Source organism: Streptomyces sp. NPDC052299 (assembly GCF_040679335.1).
Lineage (GTDB): Bacteria > Actinomycetota > Actinomycetes > Streptomycetales > Streptomycetaceae > Streptomyces.
Genome location: NZ_JBFAUP010000017.1, coordinates 52,084 through 68,745 on the forward strand (window position 1 = coordinate 52,084; position 16,662 = coordinate 68,745).

A 16,662-nucleotide genomic window follows, 5' to 3' on the forward strand; every position below is an offset into this window, starting at 1 on the left:
TCGGCGCCGCGCGGTGGCGACCCCGGCCCGGGGGCGCGCAGGCTGTCCGGAGAGCTGCCGATCGCCAGGGGTGGCGGAGCCCGTTGGGGGTGTCACGTGTCGGATACCGGTACCACGGCCCCCGGTGCGGAGCCGGACGGCGGCGAGATGGCGGAGGCGCTGCTCGACACGCTGTTCAGCCAGTCCGCGGTCGGTCTCCACGTCCTGGACCTGGATCTCCGGGTGGTCCGCGTCAACGCCCTGACCGAGTTGGTGGAGCCGGAGCAGATCGTCGGCCTGCACTTCACCGACGCCTACCGGCTGGACGACCCGGAGGAGGCGGAGCACCTGCTGCGCCAGGTCCTGAAGACGGGCGCACCGGTCGTCAACCACGCGGTGCGCGGGCGCGTCGCCCTGGCTCCCGGCCCCGACCGCAGCCTGAACGTCACCCTGCACCGCCTGGACGCCCAGGACGGCCGCCCGCTCGGCCTGCTGGCGGCCGTGGTCGACGTCAACGAGCGGGAGAAGGCGCACATCCGGGCCGATGTGCTGGCGGCGGTGCGCCGGGGTGCTGGCCACTCCCTCGATGTGGTGGCGACCTGCGAGGGGCTGGTGTCGGCGTTGGTGCCCGCGTTCGCCGACCTGGCCGTGGTCGAGGTGGTGGACGAGGTGCTGCGCGGGGCCGATCCCCCGCTGAGCCCGCTGGGCCGGGACGTCCCGCTGCGGCGTGCGGCGGTGCGGGGAACGGAGGCGGCGCCGGACAACCTGGTCGGTGAGCTGCGCCGGCTGCCCGAGGCGACCCCGTTCGCCCTCGCCGTCACGGATCTGCGGCCCCGGCTGGTGCAGCTGGGCCCGGACACGCCCTGGCTGGACGCGGACCCGCCGACGCGCCGGATGATCGAGGCGACGGGGGCCCACTCGATGATCGTGGCGCCGCTGAAGCTGCACGGCTCCGTGCTCGGCCTGGTCAGCCTGTACCGGCACCGGGGCGATCCGTACAACGAGCGCGACCTCACCCTCGCGCTGACCGCCGCCGCGCACACGGCGCTGAGCATTGAGAACGCCCTGCGCTACGCCCGCGAGCACGTGATCGCCTCGACCGTCCAGCGCCGGCTGCTCCCCCAGCACGAGGGCGACCAGGTCGCGATCGAGACGGCGCACGTCCTGCTGCCCGGGCGCAACAGCGGCTGCTGGTTCGACACGATCGGGCTCTCCGGCGCCCGGACGGCGCTCATCATCGGCAATGTCGCCGGACACGGGTTGCAGACGGCCATCACGATGGGGCAGCTGCGCACCGTCATCCACGCGCTGGCGGGGCTCGACCTGGAGCCCGACGAGGTGCTGGCCCGGCTCAACGACACTGCGGACCGGCTGGTCGAGGAGCGGCGGTCGCTGCCGCCCGGGGACTCGCTGCACCGCCAGCCGCTGACCGCGACCTGTCTGTACGCGGTCTACGACCCGTTCACGCAGGTGTGCACGGTGGCCCGCGCCGGGCATCCCGCTCCGGTGGCCGTCGGCCCGGACGGGCGTCCGCTCCTGCTGGACGTGCCGGAGGGACCGGCGCTCTTCTCGACGGACAGCGCGCCCTTCGCGACGGGTTCGGTGCGCCTGGAGGAGGGCAGTGTGCTGGCGTTCCTCACCGGTTCGCTGCTGCCCGAGGAGCGGTCGGTGGAACGGGTGCGGCAGGCCCTGGCCTTTCCGGAGCGACGGCTGCGCGACCTGTGCGACGCGATCGTGTACAACCTGCCGGCCGAGGCCGATCCGGACGGGGCCGCGCTGCTGCTCGCCCGGACCGGCGTGGTGCCGCCGGACCGGGTGGCGACCTGGGAGCTGGCCCACGACCGGACCACGCCGGCGGTCGCCCGCACCCTGGTCCGGGACCGGCTGGAGGGCTGGGAGCTGGACGAGGACACCATCGAGGCGACCGAGCTGATCGTCAGCGAGCTGATCACGAACGCGGTCCGCTACGGGACGCCGCCCCTGCAACTGCGGCTGCTGCTGGACCGCGCGCTGACCTGCGAGGTGCACGACACCAGCCCGGTGGCCCCGCATCTGCGGCACGCGCGGACGGTGGACGAAGGCGGGCGCGGTCTGTTCATCGTGTCGCAGCTCGCCAACCACTGGGGCACCCGCTACAGCACGAACGGCAAGGCGCTGTGGACGGAGCAGGAGATCGGGGACGAGGACTCCTGACGCCCGACTCCTACGGGCATACGGGTGCGGGTGCACCCCGGTAGCGGTGAACACATCAGGGCCACTTATTGACCGGCGCATGACAGTGCCGTACGGTCACGGCTGTTCGCATACAAGAACTCGGTTCATCATGCGGGACATGAACAGCGTCGTTCCGCATGGTCGAGGGATCGCCTTACCACCGCACCGAACCACTCATTGGTGCCCGCGGAGGACGCCGCGGGCGGTGAAAGGAACACCCAGTGCGTACCAGAAATCAGCATGCCAGACGGCGGGGCGGCCGGACAGCCGCCTCGTTCGTCGCCCTCTCCTCACTGATCCTCGCCGGTGTCACGGCACTGGTCGCGACCGGTTCCGCGACGGCCGCGCCCGCGACCGGCGCGTACAGCCTGTCGAACGCGGCGAGCGGGCTGTGCCTGGAGGTCCCCGGCTCGGGAACGTCCGACGGCACCCAGCTCGCCCAGCGCGGCTGCACCGGCGCCGCCCATCAGACGTGGCAGCTCAAGGCATCCGGCAGCGGCTACACGCTGACCGCCGCGCACAGCGGCAAGTGCGCCGGTGTGCGGGACGCCTCCACCAGCGCGGGCAAGGCCGTCGAGCAGCAGACCTGCACCGGTGGCGCCGGCCAGGTGTGGACGCTCTCACCGGTGAGCGGCGACACCTATCACGTCGTCAACGCCAACGGCGGCAAGTGCCTCAACGTGAAGGACAGCTCCACCGCGGCCGGTGCTCTCGTCCAGCAGAACTCCTGCGACTCGGTCACCAGCAAGAGCTGGACCTTCACCCCGGCGGGTTCGACCCCGACGGACCCGACCGACCCCACGGACCCGCCGACCGATCCGCCCACCGACCCGGGCACCCGCCCCGCGTGGCCGTCGGCCAACGGCAGCCAGGCCCTCACCTCGACCATGAAGGTGTCGGGCAGCTACGACGGCGGCATGAAGCGCTTCTACGGGAGCGGCGACCTGGGCAGCGACGGCCAGGACGAGGACCAGCCCGCGCTGATCGAGCTGGCCGACGGGGCCACTCTGCAGAACGTCATCCTGGGCTCCCCGGCGGCCGACGGGGTGCACTGCGCGGGCGCCTGCACGCTGAAGAACGTCTGGTGGGAGGACGTGGGTGAGGATGCCGCGACCTTCCTCGGGGGCTCCTCCTCGCTGGTCCGCACGGTCGACGGCGGCGGCGCGCGGCGCGCGGACGACAAGGTCTTCCAGCACAACGGCGCCGGCACGTTGATCATCAAGAACTTCCAGGTCGAGGACTTCGGCAAGCTCTACCGCTCGTGCGGCAACTGCTCGACCCAGTACGGCCGGCACGTCCAGGTGCAGAACGTGTGGGTCACCGCGCCGGGAGACACCCTGGTCGGCATCAACACCAACTACGGCGACACGGCGCGCTTCTCGGGCGTCACGATCTACGACGACGCGGACCACGACATCGACATCTGCACGAAGTACAAGGGGGTGACCAGCGGCGAGCCGTCCAAGACGGGCACCGGAGCGGACGGCACGAACTGCATCTACAGCAGCTCGGACATCACGTACGCCGACTGACGGCCACCGGCCCGCGGCCCGTCCCCCTCGCCGGGGCGGGCCGCTGCGCGCGCTCAGGCCGTGGCGTCCGACCAGGCGTAGGGCGGCGGCACCGGGCCGTCCGTCCGGCCCGCGCCCGATTCCCCGATGGCGCGGTCGGCCACGCTCATCAGCTGCCCGGCGACGTCATGCATCGCCCGGCTCGCCGCGACCTCGTCCCCGATCGTGGGGACGTCGGGGTCCCGGGGGCTCAGCCGGGCGATCCCCTGGCCGGTGAGTCTCGCGGTGCCCGTGTCCAGCACCGCTTCCGCCTTGGTCGTCCCGCCCTCCTCCTCCGTGAGCTCGACGCGCACCGTCCATTCCAGCGTGCGGTTCATCGCGTACCTCCACGCCCGCACCGGCCGGCGGGCGCGGGCCGACGCACGGGTCCACCTCCAGCATCCACCCGACCGGCCGCCACCGCCCGTCCGGCCTGCGCCCTGTCCCGTGCCGAAATAGGATGCTGACACCCGGCCCGCCATCCCCCGTCCCGCGGAGCGGCCCATGAACCGGCGTCGTCCCTCCCGGTCGGCCAGCTCCGACGAACTGCTCACCACCCTCCACGACCTCACCTCCCGGGCCCGTCGCGAGGTGGAGCTGCACCAGGCCCGGGTGGAGCTGGCCGAGGCGCTCCAGCGGGAGATGCTGCCGCCCGAACTGCCGTCGGCGCCGGGCCTGCGGACCGCCGCCCGGTACGCCCCCGCGCGCAGCGGCCTGGACATCGGCGGCGACTGGTACGACGGGTTCGTGCTGCCCGACGGGGCGCTGGCGTTCGCCGTCGGGGATGCCCAGGGGCACGACGTGGAGGCCGCCGCCTTCATGGGCCAGATCCGGATCGCGATGCGCGCCTTCGCACTCACTGCGGAGGACCCTGGCGAGGTCATGAGCCGGACCAACGACCTGCTGCTCGCCGCCGACACCGGACGGCTCGCCACCTGCACCTTCGTACGTCTCGACCCGGCAAGGGGCGAGCTGCGCAGCGCCCGGGCCGGTCATGTGGCCGCCGTCTGGGCCACCGCCGACGGCCGGGCCGGCACCACGGACGACGAGGGCGGGCTGCCGCTCGGGGTGCAGGCGGGCGAGGAGTACCCGGTCACCACGCGCTCGCTCGGCGGCGAGGGGGCGTTCGTGCTGCTGACCGACGGGGTGGTCGAGGGCCCCTCGTACTCCCTGGACGAAGGGCTGGACGAGGTGGTGCGGCTCGTACGCTCCGGGGTGACCGGGGAAGCGGACGCGCTGGCCGACGCGGTCATGGGCTCCGCCGAGCGGACGGGGCACCAGGACGACGCCGCGGTGCTCGTCCTGCGGCACGGGTGCCCGGCCTCCGGCGGAGGGTGAGGCGGGCCCCGGCCGCCCGTGCGTGTCACACCGCCGTCCGGACCGGGGCCGGTGTCTGATGAGAGGCGTGATCCACAGCGAACGGAACCGCCGGTACCTGGTGGCGGTCCTGCGTGTCGTGGGCGTCGCCGCCGTGTATTACGGCGCGGCCCGGCTGGGGCTGCTGCGGCAGGTGACCGTCCACGGGGCGGTGGTCACACCCCTGTGGCCACCGACCGGGATCGCACTGGGTTGTCTGCTGTACCTGGGGGCGCGGGCGTGGCCCGGCGTCGCGCTCGGCTCCCTGGCCGTCGTCGCCACCCTCGCCGGCATGGCGCGACCGGCCACCGGCGCCATCGTGGTGGGCAGCACGCTCGCGCCGCTGTGCGCGTACCTGCTGATGCGCCGGGCCGGGTTCCGCAACGAGCTGGAAAGGCTGCGCGACGGCCTCATCCTCGTGTTCCTGGGCGGGATGGTCCCCATGACGATCAGCAGCACGACGGGGACGGGGATGCTGGTGGTGGACGGCAAGCTTCCGCTCCACGACTTCTGGTCCGTCTGGGCCGCCTGGTGGGCGGGCGACGTCATGGGGGTGCTCATGGTCACCCCGGTCCTGTTGGTCCTGCCCCGGGCACGGCTGCCCCGGCTCACGGACCGCTGGGCCGAGGCGGTGGCGCTCCTGGCGATCGCGATCGCCGCGACCCTGGTCGCCACCCGGAGTTCGCTGTCGATGCTCTATCTGGTGTTCCCGGTCATCGTCTGGGCCGCGCTGCGCTTCCGGCTCGCGGGCAGCGCGCCCTGCGCCCTGCTCGTGTCCGTCCTGGCGATCGTGGCCGGGACGGACCGGGCCGGGCCGTTCGCGGGGCACACCATGGTGGAGGTAATGATCAACCTCACGGTGCTGAACGGGGCCGTCGCCCTCACCGCTCTCCTGCTGGCCGCCATCGTCACCGAGCAGCAGAACGTCCGGCGGCGCATCGAGCACGCCTGCGAGGAGCTGGCCGAGGTCGTCGACCAGCTCGCCCCGGGCCGCTCGGCCGCCGCCTGGCCGTCCCGGGCCGCGGACGAACGCGACAGCCGCTGAGCCGCGGGGCGTCGATCACCGGCGGAAGTACCGGTCCAGGAACGCGTTGCGGAAGGTGCCCTCGGGGTCGTAGCGGCCCGCCAGCTCCTCGAAGTCCGCGTAGCGCGGGTAGAGCGTGCGCAGCACCTCGGGGGCCATGGAGAAGACCTTGCCCCAGTGCGGGCGGGCGCCGAACGGGGCCAGGGCCTCCTCGATCGCCCCGGTCACCGGCGCGACGGCCACCGCGTCCGGGACCCAGGTGAAGTGGAAGGCCACCGAGTCCCGGCCGTGGGCGGGGCTCAGCCACAGGTCGTCGGCGGCGACGGTGCGGAGTTCGGAGACCTGGAGCACCGGGGCGATCCGGTCCCGGAGCCGGGCCAGGGCCTCGTAGGCGGCGACCGCGTCCGCGCGGGCCACGAAGTACTCCGACTGGAGCTCGTCGCCGTTGCTCGGGGTGAACTCCATCCGGAAGTGCGGAAGCCGCTCGTGCCAGGGCCCGGGCACCCCCTGCTGCGCGGTGCAGTTCCCGGCGGGCATCCCGGGGACCGGGTGGCGGGGGCCGTCGGCGAGCCGGGCGCCCAGCCACTCGGCGGGCATGTCGGACGCCGTCCCCTCGTCGCCCACCCGCTGCTTCAGCCAGACCTGCCCCACCGGGCCGGGGCGCCAGTCGGTGAAGACGCTGACGCTGTAGGCGGCGGACATCACCTCGTCGAAGCGCGCGGCGAGTGTCGCCTCGGGCAGGTCCTCGTACACCCACTGGCGCACCGCGAAGGCGGGCACGAGGTCGAGTTCCAGTGACGTCACCACGCCGAGGGCGCCGAGGGAGACGACCGCGCCCGCGAAGTCCTCGTCGGCGCGCCGCAGGGTGCGTGTCTCCCCGTCGGCCGTCACCAGGGAGAGGGCACGCACGGCGCCCGCCAGTGAGCGGTTGCCGACGCCCGAGCCATGGGTGCCGGTCGCGACGGCGCCGGCGACCGAGATGTGCGGGAGCGAGCCCAGGTTGGCCAGGGCGAGACCGTGCTCGTGCAGTTCCCCGGCGAACTCACCGAAACGGAGTCCGGCGGACAGTGAGACCGTGCGGCCCGGGACGTCGACGTCCACGACGCGCGGGAGTCCGGCGAGCGACACGTGGTCGCCGGTGGTGTCCGCGACGGTGTTGAAGGAGTGCCGGGTCCCCAGAGGGCGGACCGCGCCGGAGGACGCGACCGTCTCGCGCAGTTCGCGGACGGAGCGCGGCACACACAGCCGCTTCGCGCCGAAGGTGATGTTGCCGGCCCAGTTCTTCTCCGCGGGAGTCACCGATGTCCTTCTTCCACTCGTGGCCGGGCACGTGCTCCCGGCACCGCATTCTCCCAGACCGCCCCGCGGCGGCCGGAGCCGAGCGGCCCGAACACCACCCGGGCAACCGCGCGAGCACGTACGGTAGTTGGCAGACCGAGGTACATATCCGCACACCAACCGTTTGGCGCATGTCACACATACCAACAGGTGCACACAGAACATGGGATCCGGTACGGATCGGGACGAGTACCGGATCACCGCTCCTGTCTGAACTTCACCGGAACTCCAGCGAAATGCCATGTGTGTGGATATCGTGCACCGAGCGAGGGCGCGTCCGTCAGTCCACTGGATCGGCGGATGCGCCCCGTTTGTGACGATGCGACTGTGACTGGGGGGTTCATGGGGCATGTCGAGCTACCCGAATCCGATATACCGAGGCCCTGGGGACTGGCCGGAGCGCCACGTCCGCGGACCTCTTCAGGACTGCCGCGCGGCCAGGACATCGGCCGGCCGCGGCAGCTCCCGGACCTGCCGAACGGACGCGGCTCCGGGGCAACCGGCAGGCGCCCGGGCCCGCTCCCCCTGGTGGTGTGCGCCGAGTCCGCCGGACTGGGTTTGCCCGCCTGGCTGGTGCTCCGCGCCGACGGGCAGCCCGAGGCCCTGGCCGGGGCGCTCGCTGCCGCCCTGGTGTGGTGCGGGGTCCGGGCCGCGCGGGGACGGTATGTCTTACGTGTGCCGGGCCGCCCGCCCGGGGCGCTGACCACGCCCGGGGACTGGTTGCTGCTCGTCGGTGTGCTGGCGGTGCTGTGGACCGCCCTCGGCGCGCCGATCGACCCGGCGGCGGCCGTCGTCGCCCTGATTCCGGGGCTCGTGGTGGCGGCGGGCCTCTCGTGGGCGCGCCGTCTCGTCCGGTCCGGGAGGCGCCGGGCGGCACGCCGGGTGCTGGTGGTCGGCGAGGCCGCGGGGGTGGACCGGGCCGTGCGGCTGCTCACCTCGCGGGAGGACCACGGCTATCTGGTCGTGGCGGCGCTGCCGGTGGGCGCGGCGGCGCTGAGCTGCGCGGTCCCGGTGCCGGGCCGGCTGGCTCCGGCGCCCGCGGGGGACGACGCCTCGACGGTGCTGGGCGCGGCCTTCGCGCACGAGGCGGACCTGGCGCTGGTGGTGCCGGGCCCGGGGCTGGCCGAGGAGCGGTTGCGGCGGCTGACCTGGGGGCTGCACGACGGCGGTCTCGAGGTGTCGGTGCTCTCGCACCTCTCGGAGACCGCGGCGGACCGGATCAGGCCCTCGTCGGCGGCCGGGCTCACCCTGCTGCACATCGTGCCGCCGCTGCGCCGGGGTCTTCAGCCGGTCCTGAAGGCGGCGGTGGACCGGGCGGGCGCCGCCTGCGGGCTGGTCGTCCTGTCCCCGTTGCTGCTGCTGATCGCGGTGGCGGTCCGGCTCACCTCGGCGGGCCCGGTCTTCCACCGGCAGGTCCGCCAGGGGCAGCACAACCACCCGTTCGTCATGTGGAAGTTCCGCACGATGGTGGTGGACGCCGAGCGGCACAAGGCGCGGCTCGCCGGGGCCAACGAGAACGACGGCCCGATGTTCAAGATGCGCCGGGACCCCCGGGTGACCCGGCTCGGCCGCCTGCTGCGCCGCTCGTCGCTGGACGAACTGCCCCAGCTCATCAACGTGCTCAAGGGTGACATGTCCCTGGTCGGCCCTCGGCCGCCGCTGCCGGACGAGGTGTCCCGGTACGACGAGCGGGAGTTGCGGAGGCTCGCGGTGAAGCCCGGGCTGACGGGTTTGTGGCAGGTCAGCGGCCGGTCCGATCTCTCGTGGCAGGAGACGGTGTCGCTGGACCTCTGGTACGTCGACAACTGGTCGGTGGCCACGGACATGGGGCTCATGGCCCGGACACTGCGTGCCGTCACCGACGGCCGCGGGGCGTACTGAGGGCGGGGGCCGATGAGCACCGGGGCAAGGGGCCGGGTGACCCGCCCGTCGTGGACGGGGGCGGGCCGCCCGGCCGGACGGGGGCGGCTACGCGGCCCGCTGCTGGAGCCACCAGGCGTAGGTCTCCGCGATGCCCTCCTTCAGCGGGATGCGCGGTACGAAGCCGAGGGAGGTGAGCCGGGAGACGTCGAGGAGTTTGCGCGGGGTGCCGTCGGGCTTGTCGGTGTCCCAGCGGATGTCGCCCTGATACATCGTCACCTCGCGGACGACCGAGGCGAGTTCGCGGATGGTGAGGTCGCCGCCGCAGCCGACGTTGACCGGCGCGTCGTCGTCGTAGCGCTCCAGCAGGAGCACGCAGGCGGCGGCGAGGTCGTCCACGTGCAGGAACTCGCGCCGGGGGTTTCCGGACCCCCAGAGCGTGAGGGCCGGCGCACCGGACTCACGGGCCTCGTGGAAGCGACGGATCAGGGCGGGCAGCACGTGCGAGGTCTCCAGGTCGAAGCTGTCGCCGGGGCCGTAGAGATTGGTCGGCATGGCACTGATGTAGGAGGCGCCGTACTGGCGGCGGTAGGACTGCGTCTGCACGATTCCGGCGATCTTCGCCAGCGCGTACGCCTCGTTGGTGGGTTCCAGCTCCCCGGTGAGCAGAGCGCTCTCGGGGATCGGCTGCGGGGCGTGCTTCGGGTAGATGCAGGACGAGCCGAGGAAGAGCAGCCGCCCGGTGCCGGCCGCGTGCGCGCCCGCGATCACGCTCAGCTGGATGCGCAGGTTGTCCTCGATGAACTGCACGGGATACGTGCTGTTGGCCATGATCCCGCCGACCCGGGCGGCGGCCAGCACCACGGCGTCCGGGCGTATGCCGCGCAGGAAGGCGGCGGTGCGCTCGGCGTCCCGGAGGTCGAGGCGGTCGCGGTCGCGGGTGATCACCTCGTGGCCGTCGGCGGTGAGGCGGCGGGCCACCGCCGACCCGACCAGGCCCCGGTGACCTGCGACGAACACGCGGGCGCCGGGGCGTAGCAGGGACGGGACTCGTTCCCGGGGAGGGCCGGGGAGATCAGTCGTCATGTTTTCGGATTGTGCCAGCAGCCGGGCGAAACGGTGACGTTTTGGTCCGGATCTCTCAGACCTTGACATTCCATGACCAACTGCCTTACGGGCGACCGCAGAAGGGGGAAACGTGGCGAAGACCGCGCTCATCACCGGGGTGACCGGCCAGGACGGTTCGTACCTGTCGGAGCTGCTGCTCCAGAAGGGATACACGGTCCACGGCCTGATCCGCCGCTCGTCCAGCTTCAACACGGAGCGGATCGACCACATCTACCAGGGCCCGGAGCAGGAGCACCGGTCCTTCGTGCTGCACCACGCGGATCTGGCGGACGGGGTCGCACTGGTGAACCTGTTGCGGGACATCCGGCCCGACGAGGTGTACAACCTGGGCGCGCAGTCGCATGTGCGGGTCTCCTTCGACGCGCCCCTCTACACGGGGGATGTGACCGGTCTCGGCACGATCCGGCTCCTGGAGGCGGTCCGGGCCAGTGGTATCGACACCCGTATCTACCAGGCGTCCTCCTCGGAGATGTTCGGTGCGAGCCCGCCCCCGCAGAACGAGCTGACGCCGTTCCACCCGCGCAGCCCGTACAGCGTCGCCAAGGTGTACTCGTACTGGGCGACGGTCAACTACCGCGAGGCGTACGGGATGTTCGCGGTGAACGGCATCCTGTTCAACCATGAGTCGCCCCGGCGCGGGGAGACCTTCGTGACCCGGAAGATCACCCGCGGCGTGGCCCGGATCAAGGCGGGCCTCCAGTCCCGGCTGCACCTGGGCAACCTGGACGCGGTGCGCGACTGGGGTTACGCCCCCGAGTACGTCGACGCGATGTGGCGCATGCTCCAGTGCGACACCCCGGACGACTACGTGGTGGCCACCGGGGAGGGCGTCAGCGTCCGGCAGTTCCTGGAGTACGCCTTCGAGCACGCCGGCCTGGACTGGCGCGAGTACGTCCGATACGACGCGAAGTACGAGCGGCCCAGCGAGGTCGACGCGCTGATCGGGGACGCCTCGAAGGCCGCACAGTTGCTGGGCTGGAAACCGGCCGTACGGGCCCGGGAGCTTGCCCGGATCATGGTCGACGCCGATGTGCGCCGCCTCTCCGACGAACTCGCGGGGACCGCCGTACGCGTGGACCGGTAACAGGCTCCGGCGCGCCCCCACCCCCACCGGTGACGCGGTGGGGCCGCACGCGCCGGTCGGGGCGGGGCCCCGGCTCCGCCCCCTCGACCGCGGCCAACGGGCCGCAGCTCGTTCTCACCTTCGGAGCTGAATGATGAACCGAACCCCAGGGCGCCGACGCGGCCGGACGCGGGCCGCGGCCGCGGCGCTCGGCCTGCTCGCGGGCGCCCTGAGCGCCGCCGCCGCGGGCAGTCCCCCGGCCGCCGCCCTCACCGCGCCCGTCTCGATCACCGCGGACAACCTGTCCACCTGGCAGACCAACGGCATCGTGTGGTCGATGGCCGCGTCCGACGACGGTGTGGTCTACGCGGGCGGCACCTTCTCCACCGTACGGCCGCCGGGCGCGGCCGCCGGGACCTCCGAGCAACCGGCGGTGAACTTCGCCGCGTTCGACACCGCGACCGGTGCGCCCACCGACTGCTCCCTGTCGTTCACCCTCTCCTCGGGGACCGCGACCGTGCGGGCGCTGGCCCTGTCACCGGACGGTGAAACCCTGTACGCGGGCGGGCAGTTCGGGGCCGTGAACGGGGTGGGTGTCAGCAATGTCGCGGCCATCGACACCGCCACCTGCACCCCGCGCCAGAACTTCAAGGTCGCCGTCTCCGCCACCGTGCGGGCGCTCGCGGTCACCGACGACACGGTGTATATGGGCGGCGACTTCAAGAGCGTGGCTGGACAGTCCCGCAACTTCTTCGCCGCCGTCACCACCGGTGCCGCGCTGAAGCCGTGGACGGCCAACGCCGACGAGGTGGGCCGGGCGGTGGAGGTCACCCCGGACGGGCAGCACGTGGTGCTCGGCGGGGACTTCTTCACCGTGAACGGCACCAGCACGCACGCGCTCGCGGTGGTGGACGCCACCACCGGCGCACTGGACAAGAGCTACCCGGGCTTCATCCCGAACACCTCGACGGTGCAGGACCTCACCAGCGACGCCAAGCAGTTCTACACCGCCAACGAGGGAACCGGCGGCGGGGTGTTCGACGGGCGGATCGCCCTCGACCTCGCCACGTTCAACCAGGTGTGGCGCGACACCTGCCTGGGCGCCACGCAGGCGCTGCTGGTCCACAACGGGGTGCTCTACAGCGGCAGTCACGCGCACGACTGCGCGTCCATGGGCGAGTTCCCCGACCAGCCGCGCAAGCACCTGCTGGCCCAGTCGGTGGACGACCCGAAACTGCTGCCGTGGTTCCCGGACACCAATGACGGCATCGGCGAGCCGGTCGGCCCGCGGGTGATGGCGCAGACCGACAAGGGCGGACACCACTACCTGTGGGTGGGCGGCGAGTTCACCACGGTCAACAGCAAGGCGCAGCAGGGGCTCACCCGGTTCGCCGACGGCCCGGACACGGGGGCGCCGTGGGTGCCGAACGTGAGCGTCTCCACGGTCGCCCCGGGCAAGGTGGACGTGAACTGGCAGACCAGTTTCGACACCGATGACGGGGTGCTCACGTACCGGATCTACAAGGACGGGGCATCCACCCCGGTCCACACGACGACGGGCTACTCCGTCTTCTGGGACCGTCCGCAGCTGCGGTGGACGGACACCGACGTGGCGCCCGGTGAGACGCACACGTACCGGATCAGCGCGAGCGACGGCACCAACACCAGCGCGAAGTCGCCTGCGGTGAGCGCGACCGTGGCCGCCGAGGCCGAGAGCTATCCGGCGAAGGTGCTCGCCGACGGGGCGACCCTGTACTGGCGCTACGACGAGGGCACGTCGACGTTCGCCGCCGACACCGGGGCCGGGCTGGACAACGGCTTCCTGCGCGGATCGCCCTCGTACCGGCAGACCCCGGCGGCCGTGGCCGGACCCTCGACCGCCATCGGCTTCAACGGGTCCACCCAGTACGCGTACAGCAACCGCAGCCGGTCCCAGGTCCCCGCGTTCTCCGTGGAGACCTGGATCAAGACCACGACGACCCGAGGAGGGAAGATCATCGGCTTCGGCAGCAACACCATGGAGCTGAGCGGCAAGTACGACAAGCACGTCTACATGCTCAACAACGGGCGGCTGACGTTCGGCACCTCCAACAACGGCGGCCAGACCGTCAGCACCACCGGGGCGTACAACGACGGCGCCTGGCACCATGTCGTCGCCACGCAGGGATCCGGTGGCATGGCCCTGTACGTGGACGGGCAGCTGCGCGCCTCGAACTCGCGGTACACCAAGAACCAGAACTACACCGGCTACTGGCGGGTGGGCGGGGACAACCTCGCGACCTGGCCGAACCGGCCGACGAGCAACTTCTTCGCCGGGCAGATCGACGAGACCGCCGTCTATCCGGCCGCGCTGACCGCGGCCCAGGTCAGTGCCCACTACGCGTTGAGGAACAGTGCATGAGGAACACGTTCCTGGCCGGTGCCGCCGTCGTTCTCGCGACGGCGGTGCTGGCCGCGTGCGGCTCGTCCTCCGGTGACGGGGACGGCGCCGGGGGTGGCAGGGCGGCGGGTGCACCCGGCGCCGTCGCCTCCTCCCCCGGGCCCGTGGCCGGGACGGACGCGGGGCCCTCCGGGGCCGCTTCCGCCGGTCCCCGGCCCTCCAGGAGCAGCGAACCGCCCAAGATCCCCACCGACCGGCTGACGCCCGCCACCGGCACGTTCACCGAGAAGCAGAAGGAGTATCTGACCGACCGGGTGCCCGTGGGCATGGACCCGGCCGCTGTGCTCCAGACCGGGCAGGAGACCTGCGACCGGCTCGGCTACCTGGTCAAGGCGGACCGGGACACCGCGGTGGGTGCCATCGTGACGGGCGAGGTCACCGGCGCGGAGCCCGCCGTCGCCCATCTGTGCCCCGGCCACAAGGACCTCGTGGAACGGGCCTCGCACGGCTACGCCGACGGGGTGCACCGGGGCGAGGGGCTGCGGCCCGGCCGCTACCGGGACGTCTCCCCCACCGCGAACTGCGCCTGGGAGGTCACCGGCCCGGCCGGAAAGGTGCTGCTCTCGGGCTCCTCACGGGATGGCAAGCGGACCACGATCACCATTCCGGAGGCGGCGCTCGCCTTCACCTCCACAGGCTGCTGGGCCTGGCTGCCCGAAGGGAAGAACGGATGAGGAAGCTGCCGATAGCCGTGGCGATCCCCACGAAGAACGAGGGGCTGAACATCGCGGAGGCGGTGCGGTCCGTCATCGACCATTTCGAGGCGGTGGTCGTCGTGGACTCGCACAGCTCCGACGACACGGCGAAGATCGCCGCCGAGTGCGGCGCCGAGGTGGTCCTGTACACCTGGGACGGCGGACATCCGCGGAAGAAGCAGTGGTGCCTGGACCATGTGCGCACGGACCTGGACTGGATCCTGCTGCTCGACGGGGACGAGCGGCTGAGCCCCGGGCTGCTGGCCGAGCTGCGGGGGATCTTCGCGGAGCCGGACGCGCCGAAGCCCGCCGCGTACGACATCCCGCTCGGTTACTGGTTCTCCGGGAAGCGGCTGCGGCACGGCTACACCATCCGCAAGCGCTCGCTGACCGACCGGACGCGCTGCCACTACCCGGAGGTCGGCGATCTGGACGCGCCCGGCATCGGGGAGGTGGAGGGGCACTACCAGCCTGTCGCGCCGAGCACGGCGGCGCTCCGTCATCCGATCGAGCACCAGGATCTGGACCCGGTGAGCGCCTGGTTCGAGCGGCACAACCGCTACTCGGACTGGGAGGCGTGGCTCAATCACCATCCGGAGGTCAAGGAACAGGTGCGCCGCGCCAAGTCACGGCAGGGGCAGCTGTTCCACAAGGCGCCGTTCAAACCGCTGCTGTCGTTCGCCTACATGTACGTCTACCGGCGGGGGTTCCTCGACGGGCGCGCCGGGTTCGACTTCGCCCTGGCGATGAGCTTCTACCGCTGGCAGATCGCGCTCAAGTCGCGGGAGAAACCCGCTTCCTGACGTCCTCGCTCCTCCGGCGGACCACGTCCTCGTAGGTCCGCCGGAGGGCGCGGGTGACGGCCTCGATGGTGAAGTGCTCGTTGACCAGCTCCCAGGCGGCCTTCCCGGCGGCCGCGTTGGCTTCCGGGTCGAGCAGTTCCAGGATCGCCCGCGCGACCTTGTCCGCGTTGGCGACGTCCTCCCCCACCCTGCTGTCGATGACCCGGCCCGCCCCGGCGCGCGCCACATCGGGCCCGAGGCCGCAGGTGCGGGTGATGACGGCCGGGGTGCCGACGGACATCGCCTCCAGGACCGAGACGCCCAGGGGCTCCTCGATGGACGGCAGGACATAGACATCGGCCTCGCGCCCGGCCGCCAGCACCTCCTCGTGGCCGAGCGGCCCCACGTGGTCCAGGGAGTCCGTCACCCCGAGGCGGCGCGCCAGTTCGAGGGTGCCGGGCAGGGCGCCGGTGTCCGGTCCGGCGAGGACGAAGCGGGCGTCGGGATGCTCGGCCAGCACGGCGGGCATCGCGGCGACGAAGTCCTCGGGGCGCTTGCGCTCCTGGATGCGGGCCAGGAACAGCACGGTCGGCGGGCGACCGGGCTCCCGGGCCGGTTTGAACGGCTGCGGGCGCACCCCGTTGACCAGGCGCACGGTGCGGGTGAGCGGCACCGGGGCGGCGACGGCGTTGACGTCGAGGCGCTCGGCCTCGGTGAGGTGGAGCACCGCGTCGGCGCCGCGCAGCACCCTGCGGACGCCCAGGAGGTCGGTGAGCTGAGCGACGCGCTTCTCGGTCGGGTCGACCATGCCGTGGGTCTGGACGACCAGAGGGGTGCCGGAGGCCAGGGCGATGAGGGCGGCGGGCAGGGTGACCAGGTCGCGCATCAGGTGGACGTGGACGAGGTCGGCGCCGCGCATCATGCGGTGCGCGGTCCGCAGCAGGGCGGCGGAGGTGATCCCGCTGACCTCGAAGACCGGCAGCAGGTGGCGGGCCCGGAAGAGGTGGACGGGGACGCCCTCCACCTCGCGCGGCAGAGGTCCGTCGAAGCCGTCTCCGAGGGCCATGATCCTCGCGTCGTCGCCTCCGGCGCGCTGGACCTTCGAGAGGTTCAGCGCCACCCGGGTCGGACCGCCGAAGGCGTGGTCCGGGGTGTGCAGCGTGACGATGTGCAGGATCTTCACCAGGGTCCCCCTCGCCCTCGTCCGGCCCTGACCAGACTAGTCGTCACATC

General features: G+C 72.3%; 12 protein-coding genes and 2 pseudogenes. 10 read left to right on the forward strand and 4 right to left on the reverse strand.

The features are described 5' to 3' along the window. The first annotated feature begins 96 nt into the window (after positions 1–96). From AB0L33_RS26330 to AB0L33_RS26340, 3 genes and pseudogenes are all read left to right on the forward strand, one after another. Positions 97–2,172, forward strand: coding sequence for a SpoIIE family protein phosphatase (locus tag AB0L33_RS26330; RefSeq protein ID WP_365685385.1), 2,076 nt, complete (start codon positions 97–99; stop codon positions 2,170–2,172). A gap of 242 nt (positions 2,173–2,414) precedes the next feature. Continuing rightward, a pseudogene (locus AB0L33_RS26335) lies at positions 2,415–2,954 on the forward strand (RICIN domain-containing protein); the annotation flags it as partial. 84 nt (positions 2,955–3,038) lie between these two features. Continuing rightward, a pseudogene (locus AB0L33_RS26340) lies at positions 3,039–3,725 on the forward strand (pectate lyase); the annotation flags it as partial. Between the two features lie 53 nt (positions 3,726–3,778). Here AB0L33_RS26340 and AB0L33_RS26345 read toward each other — a convergent pair. Then, complete coding sequence (locus AB0L33_RS26345) at positions 3,779–4,081, reverse strand: dsRBD fold-containing protein (RefSeq protein WP_365685387.1); 303 nt, start codon at positions 4,079–4,081, stop codon at positions 3,779–3,781. Positions 4,082–4,247: 166 nt separating this feature from the next. On the opposite strand from AB0L33_RS26345, the gene AB0L33_RS26350 reads away from it, so the two are divergent. Both AB0L33_RS26350 and AB0L33_RS26355 read left to right on the forward strand, forming a co-directional pair. Then, a complete protein-coding gene (locus AB0L33_RS26350; RefSeq protein WP_365685389.1) occupies positions 4,248–5,081 on the forward strand; it encodes a PP2C family protein-serine/threonine phosphatase in 834 nt (277 codons plus the stop codon). 67 nt (positions 5,082–5,148) lie between these two features. Then, a complete protein-coding gene (locus tag AB0L33_RS26355) occupies positions 5,149–6,144 on the forward strand; it encodes an MASE1 domain-containing protein (RefSeq protein ID WP_365685390.1) in 996 nt (331 codons plus the stop codon). Between the two features lie 15 nt (positions 6,145–6,159). Here AB0L33_RS26355 and AB0L33_RS26360 read toward each other — a convergent pair whose 3' ends face one another. Then, complete coding sequence (locus AB0L33_RS26360) at positions 6,160–7,422, reverse strand: D-arabinono-1,4-lactone oxidase (protein WP_365685392.1); 1,263 nt, start codon at positions 7,420–7,422, stop codon at positions 6,160–6,162. A 381-nt stretch (positions 7,423–7,803) separates the two neighbouring features. Between AB0L33_RS26360 and AB0L33_RS26365 the strand changes: the two genes are divergently transcribed. Next, the gene (locus tag AB0L33_RS26365) at positions 7,804–9,342 is read left to right on the forward strand and encodes a sugar transferase (protein WP_365685394.1); all 1,539 of its coding nucleotides are present in this window, start codon (positions 7,804–7,806) and stop codon (positions 9,340–9,342) included. 87 nt (positions 9,343–9,429) lie between these two features. Here AB0L33_RS26365 and AB0L33_RS26370 read toward each other — a convergent pair whose 3' ends face one another. After that, entirely contained in the window at positions 9,430–10,407 is a 978-nt protein-coding gene (locus tag AB0L33_RS26370) for a GDP-L-fucose synthase (RefSeq protein WP_365685396.1), read from the reverse strand. A 112-nt stretch (positions 10,408–10,519) separates the two neighbouring features. On the opposite strand from AB0L33_RS26370, the gene gmd reads away from it, so the two are divergent. From gmd to AB0L33_RS26390, 4 genes are all read left to right on the forward strand, one after another. After that, positions 10,520–11,533, forward strand: coding sequence for a GDP-mannose 4,6-dehydratase (gene gmd, locus AB0L33_RS26375; protein ID WP_365685398.1), 1,014 nt, complete (start codon positions 10,520–10,522; stop codon positions 11,531–11,533). A gap of 133 nt (positions 11,534–11,666) precedes the next feature. Then, the gene (locus tag AB0L33_RS26380) at positions 11,667–13,913 is read left to right on the forward strand and encodes a LamG-like jellyroll fold domain-containing protein (protein ID WP_365685400.1); all 2,247 of its coding nucleotides are present in this window, start codon (positions 11,667–11,669) and stop codon (positions 13,911–13,913) included. Next, entirely contained in the window at positions 13,910–14,626 is a 717-nt protein-coding gene (locus tag AB0L33_RS26385) for a hypothetical protein (protein ID WP_365685402.1), read from the forward strand. The genes AB0L33_RS26380 and AB0L33_RS26385 overlap by 4 nt, the downstream gene beginning before the upstream one ends. Continuing rightward, positions 14,623–15,450: a glycosyltransferase family 2 protein gene (locus AB0L33_RS26390; protein WP_365685403.1), complete on the forward strand. Its 828-nt coding sequence runs from the start codon at positions 14,623–14,625 to the stop codon at positions 15,448–15,450. Before AB0L33_RS26385 ends, AB0L33_RS26390 begins: the two co-directional genes overlap by 4 nt. Here the strand turns inward: AB0L33_RS26390 and AB0L33_RS26395 are convergent. Beyond that, a complete protein-coding gene (locus AB0L33_RS26395) occupies positions 15,422–16,612 on the reverse strand; it encodes a glycosyltransferase (RefSeq protein ID WP_365685405.1) in 1,191 nt (396 codons plus the stop codon). The two genes, AB0L33_RS26390 and AB0L33_RS26395, sit on opposite strands and share 29 nt — an antisense overlap. Positions 16,613–16,662: the final 50 nt, after the last annotated feature.

What these genes read in the sequence shown, in the direction of transcription:
- AB0L33_RS26345 (WP_365685387.1), bottom strand. Translation starts at nt 4,081, where the DNA reads ATGAACCGCACGCTGGAATGGACGGTGCGCGTCGAGCTCACGGAGGAG.
- AB0L33_RS26350 (WP_365685389.1), top strand. Translation starts at nt 4,248, where the DNA reads ATGAACCGGCGTCGTCCCTCCCGGTCGGCCAGCTCCGACGAACTGCTC.
- AB0L33_RS26365 (WP_365685394.1), top strand. Translation starts at nt 7,804, where the DNA reads ATGGGGCATGTCGAGCTACCCGAATCCGATATACCGAGGCCCTGGGGA.
- AB0L33_RS26370 (WP_365685396.1), bottom strand. Translation starts at nt 10,407, where the DNA reads ATGACGACTGATCTCCCCGGCCCTCCCCGGGAACGAGTCCCGTCCCTG.
- AB0L33_RS26380 (WP_365685400.1), top strand. Translation starts at nt 11,667, where the DNA reads ATGAACCGAACCCCAGGGCGCCGACGCGGCCGGACGCGGGCCGCGGCC.
- AB0L33_RS26385 (WP_365685402.1), top strand. Translation starts at nt 13,910, where the DNA reads ATGAGGAACACGTTCCTGGCCGGTGCCGCCGTCGTTCTCGCGACGGCG.
- AB0L33_RS26390 (WP_365685403.1), top strand. Translation starts at nt 14,623, where the DNA reads ATGAGGAAGCTGCCGATAGCCGTGGCGATCCCCACGAAGAACGAGGGG.